This window comes from Paenarthrobacter sp. NPDC057981, from assembly GCF_042886835.1.
GTDB lineage: Bacteria > Actinomycetota > Actinomycetes > Actinomycetales > Micrococcaceae > Arthrobacter.
The window spans coordinates 39,146-56,311 of the sequence record NZ_JBHVQI010000002.1 but is presented as its reverse complement, the minus strand read 5'-3'; the positions used below and the strand labels follow the sequence as shown (position 1 = coordinate 56,311).

At 60.4% G+C, this 17,166-nt stretch carries 14 protein-coding genes; 10 read left to right on the top strand and 4 right to left on the bottom strand.

Annotated elements, in window-relative coordinates; genetic code table 11:
• The first annotated feature begins 45 nt into the window (after positions 1 to 45).
• From ACFVSI_RS03345 to ACFVSI_RS03335, 3 genes are all read left to right on the top strand, one after another.
• Entirely contained in the window at positions 46 to 372 is a 327-nt protein-coding gene (locus ACFVSI_RS03345; protein WP_144660051.1) for a rhodanese-like domain-containing protein, read from the top strand.
• 32 nt (positions 373 to 404) lie between these two features.
• The gene (pheA, locus tag ACFVSI_RS03340; RefSeq protein ID WP_387819816.1) at positions 405 to 1,337 is read left to right on the top strand and encodes a prephenate dehydratase; all 933 of its coding nucleotides are present in this window, start codon (positions 405 to 407) and stop codon (positions 1,335 to 1,337) included.
• Between the two features lie 106 nt (positions 1,338 to 1,443).
• A complete protein-coding gene (locus ACFVSI_RS03335; RefSeq protein WP_144660049.1) occupies positions 1,444 to 1,674 on the top strand; it encodes a hypothetical protein in 231 nt (76 codons plus the stop codon).
• Here ACFVSI_RS03335 and ACFVSI_RS03330 read toward each other — a convergent pair.
• Positions 1,671 to 2,732 carry a diacylglycerol/lipid kinase family protein gene (locus ACFVSI_RS03330; RefSeq protein WP_387819814.1) on the bottom strand — a complete coding sequence of 354 codons (1,062 nt, stop codon included), beginning with the start codon at positions 2,730 to 2,732 and terminating at the stop codon, positions 1,671 to 1,673. The genes ACFVSI_RS03335 and ACFVSI_RS03330 overlap by 4 nt on opposite strands.
• A gap of 32 nt (positions 2,733 to 2,764) precedes the next feature.
• Between ACFVSI_RS03330 and serS the strand changes: the two genes are divergently transcribed.
• Positions 2,765 to 4,045, top strand: coding sequence for a serine--tRNA ligase (gene serS / locus ACFVSI_RS03325; RefSeq protein WP_387819812.1), 1,281 nt, complete (start codon positions 2,765 to 2,767; stop codon positions 4,043 to 4,045).
• Here serS and ACFVSI_RS03320 read toward each other — a convergent pair.
• Positions 4,042 to 4,782: a class I SAM-dependent methyltransferase gene (locus tag ACFVSI_RS03320; protein ID WP_387819810.1), complete on the bottom strand. Its 741-nt coding sequence runs from the start codon at positions 4,780 to 4,782 to the stop codon at positions 4,042 to 4,044. The genes serS and ACFVSI_RS03320 overlap by 4 nt on opposite strands.
• 177 nt (positions 4,783 to 4,959) lie before the next feature.
• Between ACFVSI_RS03320 and helR the strand changes: the two genes are divergently transcribed.
• Together helR and ACFVSI_RS03310 are read left to right on the top strand one after the other, a co-directional pair.
• Positions 4,960 to 7,143 (top strand): RNA polymerase recycling motor ATPase HelR, encoded by a 2,184-nt coding sequence (gene helR, locus ACFVSI_RS03315; protein ID WP_387819808.1) that lies wholly within the window; start codon positions 4,960 to 4,962, stop codon positions 7,141 to 7,143.
• A gap of 81 nt (positions 7,144 to 7,224) precedes the next feature.
• The gene (locus ACFVSI_RS03310) at positions 7,225 to 8,070 is read left to right on the top strand and encodes an HAD family hydrolase (RefSeq protein WP_387819806.1); all 846 of its coding nucleotides are present in this window, start codon (positions 7,225 to 7,227) and stop codon (positions 8,068 to 8,070) included.
• Positions 8,071 to 9,802: 1,732 nt separating this feature from the next.
• On the opposite strand, the gene ACFVSI_RS03305 is transcribed toward ACFVSI_RS03310, so the two are convergent.
• Both ACFVSI_RS03305 and ACFVSI_RS03300 read right to left on the bottom strand, forming a co-directional pair.
• Positions 9,803 to 10,972, bottom strand: coding sequence for a hypothetical protein (locus ACFVSI_RS03305; protein WP_387819804.1), 1,170 nt, complete (start codon positions 10,970 to 10,972; stop codon positions 9,803 to 9,805).
• 33 nt (positions 10,973 to 11,005) lie between these two features.
• Complete coding sequence (locus tag ACFVSI_RS03300; RefSeq protein WP_387819802.1) at positions 11,006 to 11,701, bottom strand: hypothetical protein; 696 nt, start codon at positions 11,699 to 11,701, stop codon at positions 11,006 to 11,008.
• A gap of 217 nt (positions 11,702 to 11,918) precedes the next feature.
• Between ACFVSI_RS03300 and ACFVSI_RS03295 the strand changes: the two genes are divergently transcribed.
• The 4 genes from ACFVSI_RS03295 (at position 11,919) to ACFVSI_RS03280 (ending at position 17,163) form a co-directional block, all read left to right on the top strand.
• Entirely contained in the window at positions 11,919 to 13,835 is a 1,917-nt protein-coding gene (locus tag ACFVSI_RS03295; RefSeq protein ID WP_387819800.1) for a trypsin-like serine protease, read from the top strand.
• A gap of 231 nt (positions 13,836 to 14,066) precedes the next feature.
• Positions 14,067 to 15,731 (top strand): hypothetical protein, encoded by a 1,665-nt coding sequence (locus tag ACFVSI_RS03290; RefSeq protein WP_387819799.1) that lies wholly within the window; start codon positions 14,067 to 14,069, stop codon positions 15,729 to 15,731.
• A gap of 125 nt (positions 15,732 to 15,856) precedes the next feature.
• Positions 15,857 to 16,696 carry a DUF6597 domain-containing transcriptional factor gene (locus ACFVSI_RS03285; RefSeq protein ID WP_387819797.1) on the top strand — a complete coding sequence of 280 codons (840 nt, stop codon included), beginning with the start codon at positions 15,857 to 15,859 and terminating at the stop codon, positions 16,694 to 16,696.
• A 71-nt stretch (positions 16,697 to 16,767) separates the two neighbouring features.
• A complete protein-coding gene (locus ACFVSI_RS03280) occupies positions 16,768 to 17,163 on the top strand; it encodes a DUF1761 domain-containing protein (RefSeq protein WP_387819795.1) in 396 nt (131 codons plus the stop codon).
• Positions 17,164 to 17,166: the final 3 nt, after the last annotated feature.

The following is a 17,166-nucleotide window of genomic DNA, read 5'->3' as shown; positions in this document are numbered from 1 at the left end:
GCGACTAGGCTGGATGCTGACCTTGAACGATGGGAAGGATCCACCATGAGCGACTTCGATACCGTGCCAGTGGGCGACATTCCGGCCGATGCCAGCATCCTGGACGTCCGCGAGGACTACGAGTGGGTGGCCGGCCACGCGGAAGGTGCGCGTCACATTCCCATGGACCAATTGCCGGCGCGTCTGGACGAACTTGATCCGGACGAGGACTTCTTCGTGATCTGCCGGACAGGTGGCCGGTCGTTCCGTGCAGTGCAGTGGCTGGTGGGTCAGGGTTACTCGGCCGTGAACGTGGCCGGGGGCATGGATATGTGGTTTGAAGCGGGCAAGCCGATGGTTTCGGACAACGGCCTCAAGCCGGTAGTCCTTTAGTCTTCACGTATATAACCAGCAAGGAATGCTCGATGTCAGCAGCCACATACACCTTCCTCGGACCTGAGGGCACGTTCACTGAAGCGGCCCTCCTGCAGGTTCCGGGCGCTGCTGAGGCAACCCGTATTCCGTGCACCAACGTCAATACGGCGCTTGAACGCGTTCGCGTCGGCGAAGCAGACGCAGCCATGGTTCCCATCGAAAACTCGGTGGAGGGTGGCGTCACGGCTACCCTGGATGCGATCGCCACGGGACAGGAACTCCGGATTATCCGGGAGGCCCTGGTTCCCATTTCCTTCGTGCTGGTGGCGAGGCCCGGCGTCGAACTTTCCGACATCAAGCGCGTCTCGACGCACGGCCACGCCTGGGCGCAGTGCCGCTTGTGGGTGGACGCGAACCTGCCCGGAGTGGACTACGTGCCAGGTTCGTCGACGGCGGCGGCAGCCATGGGACTCCTGGAGGATGACGCCCACTACGAAGCTGCCATCTGCGGCCCGCTTATCGCCGCGGATCAGCCCGGACTTAACATCCTGGCGACGGACATCGGGGATAACCCGGACGCCGTGACGCGGTTCATCCTGGTGAGCCGGCCCGGTGCGCTGCCGGAAAGAACCGGAGCGGACAAGACCACCGTTGTGGTTCCCCTCCCTGAAGACCACCCTGGCGCACTCATGGAGATCCTGGACCAGTTCGCCTCCCGCGGCGTGAACCTCAGCCGCATCGAATCAAGGCCCACGGGACAGTACCTTGGCCACTACTTCTTCAGCATCGACGCCGACGGCCACGCCTCGGATTCGCGGGTGGCCGACGCCTTGGCAGGGCTGCACCGGATCAGCCCCGCGACGCGCTTCCTGGGCTCCTATGCCCGCGCGGACAAGCAAGAGGCTGTGGTGGCTCCGCACACGTCAGACGCCGCGTTCGCCTCGGCACATGCCTGGGTGGACGCGATCCTAAAGGGTACCTAGCCCTTCTCCACAGGGCGCGGCTGGCCTACTTTCCCCTTGATGGTTCTGTGCGTATGCTTGCCTGATCCATAAACGATGGATGAATGCGTCAACGAAAGGAGCGGTCATGTCTGTCCACCGGGATGACAAAGACGGCCAGGGCATGATCGTCAATCCGAAGCCCTCAGGCGAGAACCAGGACGACTGGAATGGCGATGAGGCCGATCGTGCGGACCGGCTCCGCTTTGAAGAAGAACAAGCAATGATCAAAGAGCAGGCCGAGGCCCGTGCGGCTGCCAAAGCCGCTACTGAAGAAGCCGAAGAAAACGCTGCCGAGCCGGACGTGGGCTCGATCTAGGCGATCTGCACCTTAGGTACCCGCACCAGCAGGGACCCTGGCTCCACCTGGACGGTGACCGTCGTCGCTTCACCCGACGGATCGCCGTCGAGCTGTGTGGCCATGGGTTCCTGGCTGCGGATGACAACCTTCCCGGAGCGGTAGAAGCTCATCATGGGCAGGTTCCTATTGTGCTTGAACAGGATTTTTGCGTACATCGCGAGCCAGCCAAATGCACTGCGTGGGCTCATCACGACGATGTCCAGCATCCCGTCGTCGATCATGGCCTGGGGGATGAAGTCGATGCCCCCGGGGATCAGGCCGCAGTTGGCGAACAGGACACTGCGGATCTTACGGGCCTGCTCCGGCTCGTCATCCAACGTGATGGTGACGCGTTTTCGCCTACCGGGAAGGTGCCGGACACCGGCCTCCGTATAGGCCAGCCAGCCGACGCTTTTCTTCAGGTCTTCTTTGGTGTCGCCAACAACCTCGGCGTCCAGGCCCATGCCGGCGATGACCAGGAACGTGTGTTGGCCGGAGACTCCTGTGATGTCGTTTTCGATCCCCATGGTGGCGGTGTCGATGTAGCGCTGATGGCCGAACAGAGCCGTCTGGATGCATTCGGCGAGGTTTGTGACGTCCAGATCCACGTTGCGGGCCAGGAGATTTCCTGTGCCCAGCGGAACCAAGCCCATGGCCACGTTCTTGTGCGCCAGCGACTCAGCCACCACGCGCACGGTACCGTCGCCACCGCACGCAAGAACGACGTCGGCCCCGTACGCCAGTGCCTGGCGCGACTGTCCGTAACCGGGATCTTCCACCGTGGTTTCGAAGAATTTCGGGGCGTCCCAGCCCGCCAGATCGCAGGCGTCGATGATGGCCTGGCGTGCCACCTCAGCGTTGTTCTTCACCGGATTGAGGATCACGGCGACCTTCTGGTCCCCCGGGCCGGGCTTGTGGGCGTCCTCGCGGACCGCGCTCCTGATATGCCTGGCTTTCAACCGGCGCACACCCCACCAGCTCGAGACGGCAAAAGCCACGCCCCCAGCGAGAATCACATACAGGATCCAGTCGTTCATTGTGCTTCAACACTATTCGATACTCTTGTGTGGTGATCGACGTAAAAGACCTCACCGAAAATCCGGACAAGTTCCGTGCCAGCCAGCGCGCCCGTGGCGCCGACGAGTCTGTTGTGGACGCGATCATTTCCGCTGACTCCGATCGCCGTGCTGCACTGGTTCGCCACGAAACCCTCCGTGCCGAGCAGAACGCTTTCGGCAAGAAGGTGGCCCAGGCCAAGGGTGAGGAGAAGCAGGCCCTGCTGGCTGAGGTCAAGGAGCTCGCTAACTCGGTGAAGGCTGCGTCCGCGGAAGCCTCCGCTGCCCAGGCCAAGCAGGATGAACTCCTGCGTGTCATTCCGAACCTTGTGGTGGACGGCGTCCCCGAGGGCGGCGAGGACGACTACGTGGTGGTCAAGACCGTTGGCACTCCGCGCGAATTCACGGACTTTGAACCCAAGGACCACCTGGAAATCGGCGAACTTATTGGCGCGATCGACATGGAGCGCGGCGCAAAGGTCTCCGGCTCACGGTTCTACTTCCTCCGCGGCGTCGGTGCCCGCTTGGAAATGGCTCTGCTGCAGATGGCCATGGACCAGGCGATCGAAGCCGGCTTCGTGCCCATGATCACCCCCACTTTGGTGCGCCCCGAGACCATGCAGGGCACCGGTTTCGATGTAAAGCACGACGCCGAGATCTACCGTCTCGCTGAAGACGACCTTTACCTCGTGGGAACCTCGGAGGTGGCCCTCGCCGGGTACCACGCCGACGAGATCCTGGATCTCTCTGCCGGCCCCATCCGTTACGCCGGCCAGAGCTCCTGCTACCGCCGTGAGGCCGGTTCGCACGGCAAGGACACCCGCGGCATCATCCGCGTGCACCAGTTCAACAAGGTGGAGATGTTCATCTACACCACGGTTGAAGAGGCTGCTGCCGAGCACGAGCGCCTGCTTGCCTGGGAAGAGGAGATGCTGGCCAAGTGCGAGCTTCCCTACCGCGTCATTGACACTGCTGCCGGCGATCTCGGCATGTCCGCAGCCCGTAAGTTCGACTGCGAAGCCTGGGTCCCCACGCAGAACGCCTACCGCGAGCTCACGTCCACGTCCAACTGCACCACTTTCCAGGCCCGCCGCCTGAACATCCGCGAACGCGTTATCAACGACGAAGGTGTAGCCAAGGGAACCCGGGCAGTGGCAACGCTGAACGGCACCCTGGCCACCACCCGCTGGATCGTTGCCATCCTTGAGCACCACCAGAACCCGGATGGTTCCGTCAACGTTCCCAAGGCGCTGCAGAAGTACCTTGGCGGCCTTGAGGTCCTGCCGGTTCTCTAGAGGGGCTTGCGGGCGACGGCGATCAACTCGCCCTGCCCGCTGCCCGCGCTTTCGCCGGCCCAGCCGCCGAGGATGCCTTCCACTGTGAAGCCGGCTGCGCCCAGATCCTGGCGCAGTTGCGCCTCCGTGCGGAACGCAAGCACTGAGGTCTCTGTCTCGACGCTGCCTTCGTCATGGACACGGTATTCGGTGAGGGTAACGAGTCCCGCGGCAGGCCGATGGCTGTCCATCCACGTTTCAACCGCGGTGCCGTCGGGAAGGATGTGCCGGCGCTGCGTCGCCGTCGGGGTCCAGCGCTCCCAATCCCGGGCTGCGGGGTCGCGGGAATCGAAGGCCAAACGGCCGCCCGGTGCCAGCGCCCGGTGTACATCGGCAAGCGTGCGGGACCATTCGCCGTCGTCGTGAATTGCCTGGGCGACGTGCGCCGTCATGATGACGACGTCGAAAACCTCATTTTCGGGGATGTGGGCCGATGTACCGTCGATCCACGTGACAGCTTCCGCGCCACGTTTTCCTCGGGCGGCCGCCAGGGAACCGGGGTTCGGGTCGATGCCCACTACGGTGTGCCCACGGGCAGCCAGCGCCAGGCTGATCCTCCCGGTACCGCAGCCGAGGTCCAGTACCCGGCTGTTCGGCTGCTCATTCACGAAACCCAGGAAGAAGTCATCGTCCTCTGCCCATTGGTTTTCGGCGTCGTAGAGTGCGGAGAGTTGGGCGGGGCTCAATCCTGGGCGCATCCGCCCACCCTACCTTTGTCCGGCGAATCCCGATCCGATAAACGGCACCAAAAAGGAAGGGAAATTATCCCTTCCATATTCAATGTATAACCCACCCCGGGGCTTGCGGCAAGGCCCCCCTGCTGCCGAACAATTGATCCTCGAACCCCATCACCAATATCAAAAGGGAGTCGCGGGATGCCTGAAAACAACCGCTTGGGAACCAGTGCTTTTGACCTGCCGGAGCACTTGGAACGCAAAGCCGATTCGCAGCTGATCGGCGCCGATGAGCGACAGTTCGATGCCATCGCAGCCAGCCTCGAGGAAGCCATCGCTGAGCTGTCCAACCTGCTGGAGGCCACCCGCAAATTTCCCGGCGGCAGGGGACAAGCCGCGTTGGACCGCGATCAGGAGATCCACAGGCTGACTTCGCGGCTGAGGGCACTCCGCCGTTTCGGGGTGGATATGTGCCTGGGCCGCATGGTTGCTGAGGAGAACCCTGAGCCGGTGTACGTGGGCAGGTTGGGCCTAACGGACAGCCAGGGGAAGAGGCTCCTGATCGATTGGCGGTCACCGGCGGCCGAGCCCTTTTTCGGGGCCACGCATGCCAACCCGATGGGACTGATGAGCCGGCGGAGGTATCGCTGGACCCGGGGCCGCGTGACGGACTATTGGGACGAAGTTTTCACCGCCGAAGGGATGGGGGGAAATGCCGCGCTGGATGACCAGTCGGCCTTCATCGCCAGCTTGGGCAGCAGCCGCTCTCCACGAATGCGGGATGTCTTGGGCACCATCCAGGCCGATCAGGACAGGATCATTCGCGCCGGCTCGCGTGGGGCATTGGTGGTCGACGGCGGCCCGGGGACGGGTAAGACCGTGGTCGCCTTGCACCGAACGGCTTATCTTCTCTATTCGGATCCCCGGCTCAGCCACCGCAACAACCACAGGCGAAGGGATGTCCTGTTCGTCGGCCCGCACCAGCCCTATTTGGCGTACGTGGCCGATGTCCTTCCGAGTCTTGGGGAGGAAGGAGTCCAGACGTGTACCCTGCGGGACCTCGTCCCGGAAGGTGCCGCGGCCGCCGTCGAACGTGACCCTGAGGTGACCCGGCTCAAATCCACAGTCGAGATGGTTAAAGCCATTGACCGCGGGGTGAGGTTTTACGAGGAGCCGCCAACGGAGGGCATGGAAGTGGAGACGCCGTACGCCGACATCTGGCTAGGCAGTGACGACTGGGCGGAAGCCTTCGACGCCGCAGAGCCGGGAACGCCGCACAACGAAGCCAGGGACGACGTCTGGGATGCGTTGCTCGATATCCTGGCGGAAAAGCTGGGCGAGCACGATGTTCCGGAGGCCATGCGTCGCAGGGCGTTGAGTCAGAGTTCGGAGCTTCAGTCGGCCTTTAACCGGGCGTGGCCACTGCTTGATTACGCGGCGCTGGTGGCGGATTTGTGGCGGGTTCCCGCTTACCTGCGGCTGTGCGCTCCACACCTGCAACCCCCCGAAAGGGAGCTGCTTCATCGAGAAAAACCGGAGGCGTGGACCACTGACGACCTCCCTCTGCTCGATGCGGCGCGGCTGCGCCTGGGCGATCCGGAAGCATCCTCACGACGGCGGCGGCAGGCTGCAGTCCTGGCGGCGGAGCGTGAGCTTATGGACCGGGTGGTGGATGACCTCATTGCAGCTGATGACTCCGAGAACCTGGAAATGTACATGCTCCGCGGCGACGACATGAGGGAGAAACTGACCGGGCAGGATGTTGTGGAGATGCCCGATCCGGATGTTCTGGCCGGACCTTTCGCGCACATCGTGGTCGACGAGGCCCAGGAACTGACGGACGCGGAGTGGCGAATGCTCCTGCTGCGCTGCCCGTCTCGTAGCTTCACGGTGGTGGGGGACCGGGCGCAGGCCCGGCACGGCTTCACGGAATCGTGGGAAGAACGCCTTCACCGCGTGGGCATGGACAACGTGTCGGTGGCGGGCCTCAGCATCAACTACCGCACGCCGGAAGAGGTGATGCTGGAGGCCGAGCCGGTGATTAGGGCCGCCCTCCCTGACGCCAATGTGCCAACCTCGGTCCGGAGCAGCGGGATTCCGGTGCTCCACGGTGCGGAGCGGGAGCTGGAAGCGATCCTGGAGAAGTGGCTGGATGGGCACAGCGAGGGGACGGCGTGTGTCATCAGCCAGCCGGCCAGGGAAGTGGGTTCGGAGTGGGACCGGGTCAGTTGGCTCACTCCGGAGCTGGCAAAGGGCCTTGAATTCGATCTTGTGGTCCTTGTTGACCCTGACGATTTCGGCGTAGGGATTGAAGGCGCTGTGGACCGGTATGTCTCGATGACACGCGCCACGCAGCAGCTCGCCATCCTCAGTAGCGCACCCTGAGGACACTATTCACGCGCCGTTAATCCTCCGCTGTGGCGCCGGTCCTAGTTCAGCGTCGGGGGTGTCTGGTCTACTGGAAACATGACTATTTTGACTGATACTCCAGTTGCTGGCATCGAGGACCAGCCCAATAAGAACAACAAGCTCATGATCGCCCTGGACGTCGATGGCACGTTGGTTGACCACGACGGCCACATGACTCCCGAGGTTCGCTCAGCCGCCCAAGCAGTGGTGGCCAAGGGACACGACGTCATGATCGCCACCGGACGTTCCCTTAACGCAACCTTGCCCATCATCGAAAAAATCGGAATGGAACGCGGGTACGCGGTGTGCTGCAACGGCGGCGTCACCCTCCGGCTGGATCCCACCCTTGAGGCCGGCTACGAGATCATCCACAAGGCCACGTTCGATCCCGCTCCTGCGTTGAAAGCGCTGCGGGAGCGGCTGCCCAACGCCAAGTACGCCCTGGAGGACGAGGACGGCAACTTTCTTTCCACGGAGCGCTTCCAGGACGCCAGCTTCGGCGTGGAGTCCATCGGCGTCGATTTCCAGACCATGCTGGACTCCGTGGCGGTCCGCGTCGTGGTCTTCAGCAGCGAGAACACGTCGGATGAGTTCAACGATGCCATCAGCCACATCGGGCTTTCCGGGGTGACCTACTCCGTCGGTTGGACAGCGTGGCTGGACATCGCTGCTGAAGGCGTCACCAAGGCCAGCGCCTTGGAGGCCCTCCGCCGTCGGCTCGGCACGGACCAGGCCAACACGGTGGCCGTGGGCGACGGCCGCAACGACATCGAGATGCTCACCTGGGCCGGCCGCGGCATCGCCATGGGCCAGGCCCCCGATGAGGTGCTCGCCGTTGCGGACGAAGTCACCGCGTCAGTGCTCGACGACGGCGCCGCCTTGGTTTTGCGCGGCCTGCTGTAGGTGCGGGTCGGCTCTGTGGCCCTGTCTTGTAAAGGTAAGGCTTACAAGACGTTGGCGGTTGCAGCAACTAAGGCGTCTTTGAAGCTATTTGAGTGAGTTGGACCGCTCGATGGCCGTAGGGAATGTGGCCAGAACATTGTGTAGGGCCAGTCGGCCTCTTTCGAACTCCCGCAAAGTGGTGACCCTCGGAGGCCAACGCAGGGGTTTGCTGTCTAAGGGCCAGAGAGCTCCCGTCGGGATGGACTCAATACTTATACGGGAGGGCCTGTCTATGGCCTGACGTTGTATGTCATTCCACCGAATGTCAGGCCTAAAATACTGCTCGATGAAGTAGATTCCCTGAACGCACAGGGAAGAGCTGCACATGTTGTTTGTTCCCAGGACGGTTTGCGGGTCAGGTGCTGTTCCCGCCGGTATGAAGAGCCTGGGCTGATGCCAGAGCGAGATAGGGCCAAACGGCGAGTTCGTGATTCCTATATACAAGCGAGCCGTTGCAGGGGGGCGTCTCGTTCTCATGAAGGACCTCAGGTCATCATCAGCAAACGCGCGATCACGCGAGTCCTGATACAGGTCGTACATCAAGAAACACTTGTGGGCCCACGCAGCCAGAGTAGCTTTGTGGCTACGGTCCAACACCATATTCTGGTGGTCAGCGAGTTTCTTGATTATGCGTCGAGCGTCGCCTTCGAGGGCGGACATCCAGCCGTTGTTACAGCCTGCGCAGACTGCTTTGACGGTTATCTCGTGCAAGTTAGGGATCTTCGTTCCCCTCTGCTCCATCACCTCGACATACTTGCCTCCCGAATCCTTCCGAACCACTAATTCGGGAGAGTTGGGCTTATAGGGCCCGGCACGCTTGATAAATGATTCAGGTCCGGAAAACTGTCGGAGCCACTGGGGGAAAACGTGTTCCCTAGTCACCGGTAATCCACCACAAAAAACACAAGAACGCATGACCCGAGCCTAATCTAAGCAGGCCCGAATCTGTTCTGCACAGAACCGATATTGAGCCGATCTGGACGTAAAGCGCCTCGCAACAGCGACCAGCTCAAGAGGACGTTTGCAGAGCACCCAGAGAAGTTTGAACAAACTATCGTCCACTTCAGGCGGGGCGCAGGGGAGGACCTCGACGAAGCAACTAGGACCGGGTAGGCGCGTGTACGGGACGTCGCGGTCGGACGCGCCCGCATGTCGGTCCCTTACCGAACATTGACGGTCTCTGAAACGCATCAATCGGCCGGGAAACATGCCGATATACGTTTACTCCGTACGGTATAGATCCACCCAGGGGTCCCCCTATGTGTGCGGCAGTTTGACGCTGCAACAGTCGACTTGTCCGACGCACGTCGACTTGCTAACTCGCTTCATCAAAGGATCCTTTGATGGAACAACTGACTCGGCGACGGTAGGCGATTTAGGCTCGCGGATTATCGGCACGGTTCCTGTCCCAGCAATGTGTCTCTGCAGAGTGCTCTCAACAACACTCAATTTGTCCTTTAATAAGACCGGAAGAAGTAATGACGCACCTTCGATACGCCCGCGCCAGCCTGGCCGGACCAAGCATTGATTCACAGGTCCGCGTTCTGGAAGAGGCTGGGTGCGAGCGAATCTATAAAGATACTCGATGCGAAAGTGCCGGGTCGGAGCGAATCCCGGTAATGAACACCACGTCTGATGCCCGCAAGCCTTGGTCTCCTGGTTCTCTGCGTTCTGCCTTGAGGGACTGAGGGACTCAGGGGCTCGGAGGAAGGGCTTTGAGAAGCCCTTCGGGGATCACTCGAGCTCTGGGGGCTTTGTCACCGAATGTCAGGGCCTCCGGGACCCAAGTGGTGCCTGGTACTGGCATTGCTGCGTAGAGTTCATCGCGGTTCCTAGGTTCTGAAGAGAGGGCGTGAAAAAGTCCGTTTCCATGTGTTTGGGTTTCGCCAACTGTCGAGTCGTGGACTAGGTCTTTGTACGGTCCGGAGAACCATGTCCACCACTGCGGCCATTCGCGGAGCCCACACCACGTTCCGGACCACAGACAGGTAAAGGCTGCTTCTGTTGTGCTTGGCTGCGAGCGAACTTCCTTTCCGCTCCAGAAGTAGCCGCGGGCAACTTCGGCGCTTGCAAAAAAGCTGTTGGAGGAGTGCGCGAACTCGATGAAGAAGCGTTGGAGGGCATCCCTCCAACGTGGGTCAGCGAGGGCAGCGCGATCTACGTCCATCATGACCATGCGAACGTCGCTCTCTTTGTAGGTGCCAGTTCCGTTGAAGGCGAAGTTTAGGACGGGAGGGGTGGGTAGGGCGCGGATGCCCCAAAACGGTTCCGCAGCGTATGCAGTCGCGAGGCCTTCGTCATCCCCGGCATAAGTTCCCAATTTTCTCGATCCAGCAGAGTATGTCCGTGGCAGGGCTTCAGGTAGGTACTTTCTGGCCAACTGCAGGAAACGCAGGAGCAGATCCTTCGGCGCCTCATCTAGGAGGTAATACCAGTAGATTGACACGATATCGATCTCTTGGTTCCTTGGTGGCTTTACGAACTTCCGAGAGGACGACGCTGGCCAGCGCTCGCTCGTCTGGAGGTCCACTGCGACACCGGTCGTTGCTTTGGCGAGCTTTTTTACGAACTGCAAAGCTACAGGGATGCTTGCCGAATTGCTTCCCTCAACAGAGACGTCGTAGCTGTGGCTGATGCCCAACATGCTGGCTGTCACTTCGGGCGGAACGTCGCCGGGGTCCTCGGCTTGAGGGCCGTCAATTGTGAAGGCGTACTTGCCGCGTCGTTCCACGGGAACAAACATAGGTATCGAGTCCAAGTCAGATCCGGAGGCTATTCCTAAACCGGAGCATGAGGCTACGATGTCACCGAGTGTGTCGGCATCGAGGGTCGTGGATGAATAAACCCGGAAGTCATAAGACACGCTTGCATCCTTTCACGAGTGGTCTGGCGGGCGTTAGGGCGGGGGCATGAGCTGTGGTTGTCCGGGTGCGGGTCTATGCGTCGTTCCCTTGTTGGCTAGAGAAGGTTTGAAGTCCATGATAAGGATGTCACCGCTCCTCCAGCCGGCTTCAATCCAACCTTCAAGTTTAGTGCCGGGCCGGACGCTGAACATCAACTTTTCGCCTGTGCTGTTGGCGATCGTTTGGAAGTCATCGAGCTGTTTAGTTGGCTTTAGTACGTCTACGTTCTTGACATCGTGAAGGATCTTCTGGGGCGGCTTGCCTGGGAAGAGGTAGGCGTAGGGGTATGTGGCGTCCGTCGGGTTGAGCCGTTCATCCGGGTACCGGTAATTGTTCTGGCCGGGAACATCCACACGGGTTTTCTTCGCAGCGGGGTCAACCAGGGCCATTTCCTCACCCCATTTGCCCTTCCTGACCATACCGCTTGTTCCCGTCTGAGTTACGGGATTCAGATTGGGTAGATTGGAGCTCTTCTTCGGCGAAAAGGTGAAGATGTCCTTTATGGCTGCTTGGCGCTTGGTGAAGAATTCAAAGGCCTTCGGCAGAATTTTTCCGAGCATTGCGAAAGCTTCGAGCGCTTTGACGGCCTTCCCGAAAGGAAAAACGCCCATGAGGGTCACGCCGCACGCGACCAGGTCGGCTTTGGTGAAGCAGTTGATCATGTCGGTAACGCCAATGAAGTCCAGCAAAAGCTGGTGAAGATGACGTGGTGGTCACTTCCCAGCTCAATGGCAATGTCGAACGTTTGGACGTCGAATCGACATGTTTTTCGGGTATGCATGGTGGGACGCGCACCAATACTGTTGTTGAGCTGCGCGTCAATTATGACGGCACCACCCGTCCGCGCCCAGGGAATCCCTGCCAAGTCCCGGCCGTCGTTCTGCCGTGATCACTTTGAGGACATCAATGAAAACCAAAAAAACACGTATCAGCCTGGCCTTAATAGCTGGGCTGGCCCTGGGATTCCTCTCCCAAGGACCGGCCATGGCTGTCAGTAACGGAACTGCCAGTACCGGTACATCCAACCAGTTTATTGTCAAGATAGACACAGGAATTGGCACCTGTAGCGGCGCCCTGATTGACAAGTTCTGGGTAGCCACTGCTGCCAGTTGCTTTCAGCAAAACCCTTCCGATTTCGCGTCACTTCCATCTGGGGTACCGAGCAGCAAGATCAAAGTCCTTTTTGGTCCCGACACCCCCATGCGTGACGAGATTGGCGTCGGAGTCGTACACGTCGAACGACATGCGGATCGTGATCTCGCGCTAGTTAAGCTGGCAAAGCCAATCGTCGGCATTTCGACCCCCGCTCTGGCAACGACGCCGGTGGTGCAGAACGAGACACTCAGCTTCACGGGCTACGGCCGGACACATGACACCTGGCTGCCTAAACAGTCTCAGAGTGGCATGTTCAACAGCCAAAGCCTCGATAGCAAGAGTATCCAGTTGATGCCGAGCGCAGGGGCTGGACTTTGTGCAGGGGACAGTGGAGCCCCGGGGCTACGAACGACCGCCACAGGCATCGAGCTGGTAGCGGTCAATAGCCGGAGCTGGCAAAACGGCTGCCTATACGTAGAAACACAAAACACTGGTGCGACAGCCAGCAGAGTTGACAACATTTCCGGCTGGATCAAGTCCATGATTGACTTCAATGTCGCTGATGGTGCAATTGCTCAGGTGAGGGCAACTGGCAAGAATGGCAACTGCCTTTCGGTAGCTACAGACAAGACGCAGACAGTCAAGTGTTCGGCCCTGGGCAACGACGCACGCAAGTGGCAGTTTACCGCCGCGAATGGCGCTGGTAACACGTTTACTGTCAAGAACATCGCTACAGGTAAATGCCTCGCTGGTACGCCCGACCCGGCCACGACGCCTCAGATGCCCGTCATAGGATGCGATCCGTCCAACACTTTGACGCAGTGGGTGTTGGAGCGCCAGCTCGACGGCACTACAGCGCTGAAGAACGTCAGCAATGGCCGATATGCGCAGTTTGAGGCATCCGCCGACACCAAAAACACGATGCAGGGCGTAGCTCTCAGCGAAAACCTTAAATGGGTGATGGGCTCTGGAGACTACTTTGATCTCAGTGCCTCCGACGTCGTAGCAGTCAGCCCCGACGGCGTCGCCTACAACCTCTACCAGTACGAAGCCACCGGTGTCCCCGGCTTGCTCAACGGAACCCAGATGGGCACCGGCTGGAAAGACCTGAGCGCCGGATTCGTCACCGACTGGAACGGAGACGGATTCCAGGACCTTCTGGTCCAATGGAATGACGGCAAACTCCGCCTCTACACAGGCACCACCCAGCCGTTCGGCGGTTACACCGTCATCGGACAAGGATGGCAAGGATACAAAATCAGCGTCGGCAAGTGGAAAGTAGGGGATCGGTTCCCGTCCATCGTCGCCACCGACAGCGCAGGCGTCATGCGCCACTACACCAACCCCGCCGGCCTCGCCGTCGGTGGATCCACGCAAATTGGTCAGGGCTGGTCGGGGCTCGAAATTGTCCAAATGGACTTTGACAAGGACGGCAAAACCGACATCATTGCCAAGACCTCGGGTGGTGACCTGAAGCTCTACCGTGGCGATGGCACAGGCGGATTCCTCTCCGGAACAGCCACCACTATCGGAATTGGCTGGAACGTGATTACAGCCATCTCGCCCACTTCCGGCTTCAACGGCGAAGGCACCCGAGGCATGCTCGCCCGCACAACAACTGGGGACCTGCGCTACTACCAGATCCTCGACGACTCGAGTTGGAAGGCTCCTGTCACGGTCGGTTGGGGCTGGAGCCCACTGACCATTTTCCGCTCCACAATGCCGTAGCGGCTTAACTGATGGGTGGCCACGCAGAATTAAGCTGCGCGGCCACCCATTCCGAATGCTCCACCGGACAACGGCGCCCGCAAGAGTTTGTCCGTGACGGGCAGGCGCGCGCCTAAGCCAGACGTAATGAAGCACGGTGGCCCAAGTGTTTTGTCATACGGGACCAGTAGGGTCTGTTGCTGTCCGCACCGCTCAGAGTGCAGCCGACTGGAAAATGGGGGAACCACTTTCATGAAGAGAAAATTTAGGGCTATCGCAGCCATCGCCGCAGCATTGACTTGCATCGCCGCCCTAGGGGCAGCGCCAGCGCAGGCTGCAACGCCGAACAACTACCCGTTGAGCGGCTTTTTCATCTACTCGTCCAAAGTCAACCAAACAAACATAGACAAGCTGGAGGCGATCAAAGCTGTCGGCGGTGACACTGTCATCACGTTCGGCAGCACGCTCAAGCCTGCAACGTTGAACGCGTCGAACCAGGTTTTGAAGGCAGACGGCTCCGTTGATCCCGCCTACGATAATTGCCAGATCAGCGGTGCGCCGTGTCTGACCTCGATCACGGCCGGGTACACCATCAACAGGGTCTTCACCTTCAACAATGCAAGCCACTGGGGTGGCGGATCGATCAAGTGCGCCAAGGACAAGAAGGTCGACTTCAATGGCAGCACCTACACAATCTTATTGATTCCGAACTTGGAGAACGGTTGCTACTCCGCGGACAACACGTACGACGTGGTGGCCATCGACGGCGGCAAGACCGCCGATGCGGATCCCGTGCTTTCGGTTGCGAACGCGGCCACGAGCCTTGGCATGAAGTTTTACGCCGGCATGCCTGCTCCGATTAAGCGGACTGACTACGCCTGGCTTCCGGATATGAGCTACAGCGCTACTCTGGGGAAGTTCACCGAACGGTTCATGATGTTCCAGGCAGCGAACAACAACGTGGCCGGTTTGGCCGGTTTCTACCACACCACCGAAATGCCGCTCGTTGATAGTGCGGCGTGGAGTTCCGTCACGGACCTGTACAGGCTGCAGAACGCCGCGATCGAAAAGTACTTGCCCACCCGTGAAGCTGTCATCAGCCCCTACCTGGATGCCCGGTTCAGCAACACCTACACCCCGGCCAGCGCCACGAACGCCGTAAAGAACATCGCCGCGACTGCCAGCGGAACGAAGCTGTACATCGCACCCCAGGACGGAATGGGCACCGGCAAGGGCGGCGCGTACATGGGCAACGAAGCTTCCCTGAGTGTCGACCAGTTCGCGGCTTCCATTGTGGGGGCGGGAACGTGGGGCGAGAAGTACCAGGCGCCTACCAGCGAGTACTACAAAGCGGCAGCCGCAGGGATCACGGGAACCGGAGCAACGCTGTGGGCCAACATCGAGGGCATGGCGCCTGAAATTGCGACGAACACCTGCGGCAGCGATTCCTTACGGGGACAGACAACCAAGACCCGTCTTGACCGTCAAATCCAGCAAACCGGCCTCTCCGTGAAGAAGAACATCACCTTCATGTGGGACCCGTACTTCACCTGCAAGGTCAACGGAACCGGATCAACCCTGGTGGAGAACCTGGTAGCAAACGGTGGGGACCCCATCATCAACGACTCGGCAGCCAACCCGGCAACCGGAGCGCTGACTGTGTACGGGTACAACCTCGCCGGATCAAGCATCAAGATCAAATACACCAGCCCGCTCGGCCAGGTTGTGGAACGCACCGCAACAGTAACCTCGCACAACCCGGGTTACGGGCAGACCGCGACCAACGGGGACGTCCGGTTGGAAAGCGCCACCGTGAACTTCGGCGCCTACTCACTCGGTAGCGGAAAGTACTACATGCTTTACGTCACCAATGGTGACGGCAAAACCAACAAGGCCTTCTACAGCAAGCTTTACTAGCCCAAGCGAGCGGGGAGTATAGCCATCCTTTAGAAACGCGACAATTACGGCGGGACCCTTTTCGGGGTTCCGCCGTAATTCGTTTCATTGAGCCGGGCCGCGTCACTGCTGCCTAGACTGGGGCTGTGTTCTACGAGGAGTGCCCCGCGCCGCCGAGTCTGCAGCCATTCGTCACCCAACTCTGGTTCGTGCGCGCGGAGCCGCAGGCCCGGTACGAGAAAATCCTTCCGGGCCCCGAGGCCCACCTGATTCTGAATCTTTCGGACCCGTACCGGCTCATCAGTCCGGCCGGGCACGCACAGGAACCGCGGGCAACCGAAGTTTCCACGGGTTTCTACGCGGGCCTGCAGCGCAGTTACCTCATCAGCGAGAACCCGGAACAACTCTTCAACGTCGGTGCCCGCCTGACTCCCTACGGCCTTGCAGCGTTCACCAACCAGCCGCCGTCGGACTTTCAGAACCGTGTTGTGGACGCTGAAAGTATCCTTCCGGGTTTTACGGAACTGCGCTCGCTGCTCACGGACGCCGGACCGGGTCAGGCTTTTGAGGCCTTGACGGAGTTCCTTCAGCAGAGGCTCAGGCCTGGTTACCAGGCGGATTCCCGGACTACAAGGACAGTTGCGGCTCTTGCCCGGGAAGACATCGAAATAAGGGTGCTTGCGGACGAACTGGGTATCAGCACGTCGACGCTTGAACGGGTCATGATGCGGGACTGCGGGACCACTGCCAAGACATACTCGGACGTGTGCCGCTTCAACAGGATCGTGATCCAGGCAGCCGCACTGCCCAAAGGTTCGGTGCCGGGCCGGGCGCTCCTGGAGCTGGCCGACTACTACGACCAACCACACCTGATCCGCGCTTTTCGCCGGTTCAGCGGCTTCACTCCCACTGAGTATCTCCGTGTAGTGCAAAGTTATGGGGCGGAATATGCCACCTTCGTCCCATTAGAGGAAGTAACCATTTAGCCTGCGGCTTTTTTACAAGACCGCCGTCCTGCCCCGGCGTACTGTCCATTCAGGAACCTGGAGAGGACAGAATGGACATTCAGATTAATTGGCTCGCGGTGTTTATCGCTGCGTTGGCGACCTTCGTGGTCGGCGGGCTCTGGTACTCCCTGCTCTTCGCCAAGCCCTGGCAGAGAGCCGCCGGAGTGAGCGATGAACAGCTGAAGTCCGGCACTGCGCGGGTGTTCGCAGGCTCGTTCATTCTGGCCGTGGTGATGGCCGTATTCCTGGCCGCATTCATCGGCTCAGGCGGACCCGCATTCGGGACCTTTGCAGGCCTTGCCGCGGGTGCGGGGTGGGTGGCCACCGCGCTCGGGGTGAACTACTTGTTCGAACGCCGCAGCCTTGCTCTGTTCGCGATCGACGCCGGCTACAACGTGGTCACTTTCACCGCTATGGGCGCCATCATCGGCGCCATGCAAGGCTAAGCC

Bases quoted from the DNA above. Each gene is read 5' to 3' on its own strand.
- ACFVSI_RS03345 (WP_144660051.1), top strand. From the start codon at position 46: ATGAGCGACTTCGATACCGTGCCAGTGGGCGACATTCCGGCCGATGCC.
- pheA (WP_387819816.1), top strand. From the start codon at position 405: ATGTCAGCAGCCACATACACCTTCCTCGGACCTGAGGGCACGTTCACT.
- ACFVSI_RS03335 (WP_144660049.1), top strand. From the start codon at position 1,444: ATGTCTGTCCACCGGGATGACAAAGACGGCCAGGGCATGATCGTCAAT.
- ACFVSI_RS03330 (WP_387819814.1), bottom strand. From the start codon at position 2,732: ATGAACGACTGGATCCTGTATGTGATTCTCGCTGGGGGCGTGGCTTTT.
- ACFVSI_RS03320 (WP_387819810.1), bottom strand. From the start codon at position 4,782: ATGCGCCCAGGATTGAGCCCCGCCCAACTCTCCGCACTCTACGACGCC.
- helR (WP_387819808.1), top strand. From the start codon at position 4,960: ATGCCTGAAAACAACCGCTTGGGAACCAGTGCTTTTGACCTGCCGGAG.
- ACFVSI_RS03310 (WP_387819806.1), top strand. From the start codon at position 7,225: ATGACTATTTTGACTGATACTCCAGTTGCTGGCATCGAGGACCAGCCC.
- ACFVSI_RS03295 (WP_387819800.1), top strand. From the start codon at position 11,919: ATGAAAACCAAAAAAACACGTATCAGCCTGGCCTTAATAGCTGGGCTG.
- ACFVSI_RS03290 (WP_387819799.1), top strand. From the start codon at position 14,067: ATGAAGAGAAAATTTAGGGCTATCGCAGCCATCGCCGCAGCATTGACT.
- ACFVSI_RS03280 (WP_387819795.1), top strand. From the start codon at position 16,768: ATGGACATTCAGATTAATTGGCTCGCGGTGTTTATCGCTGCGTTGGCG.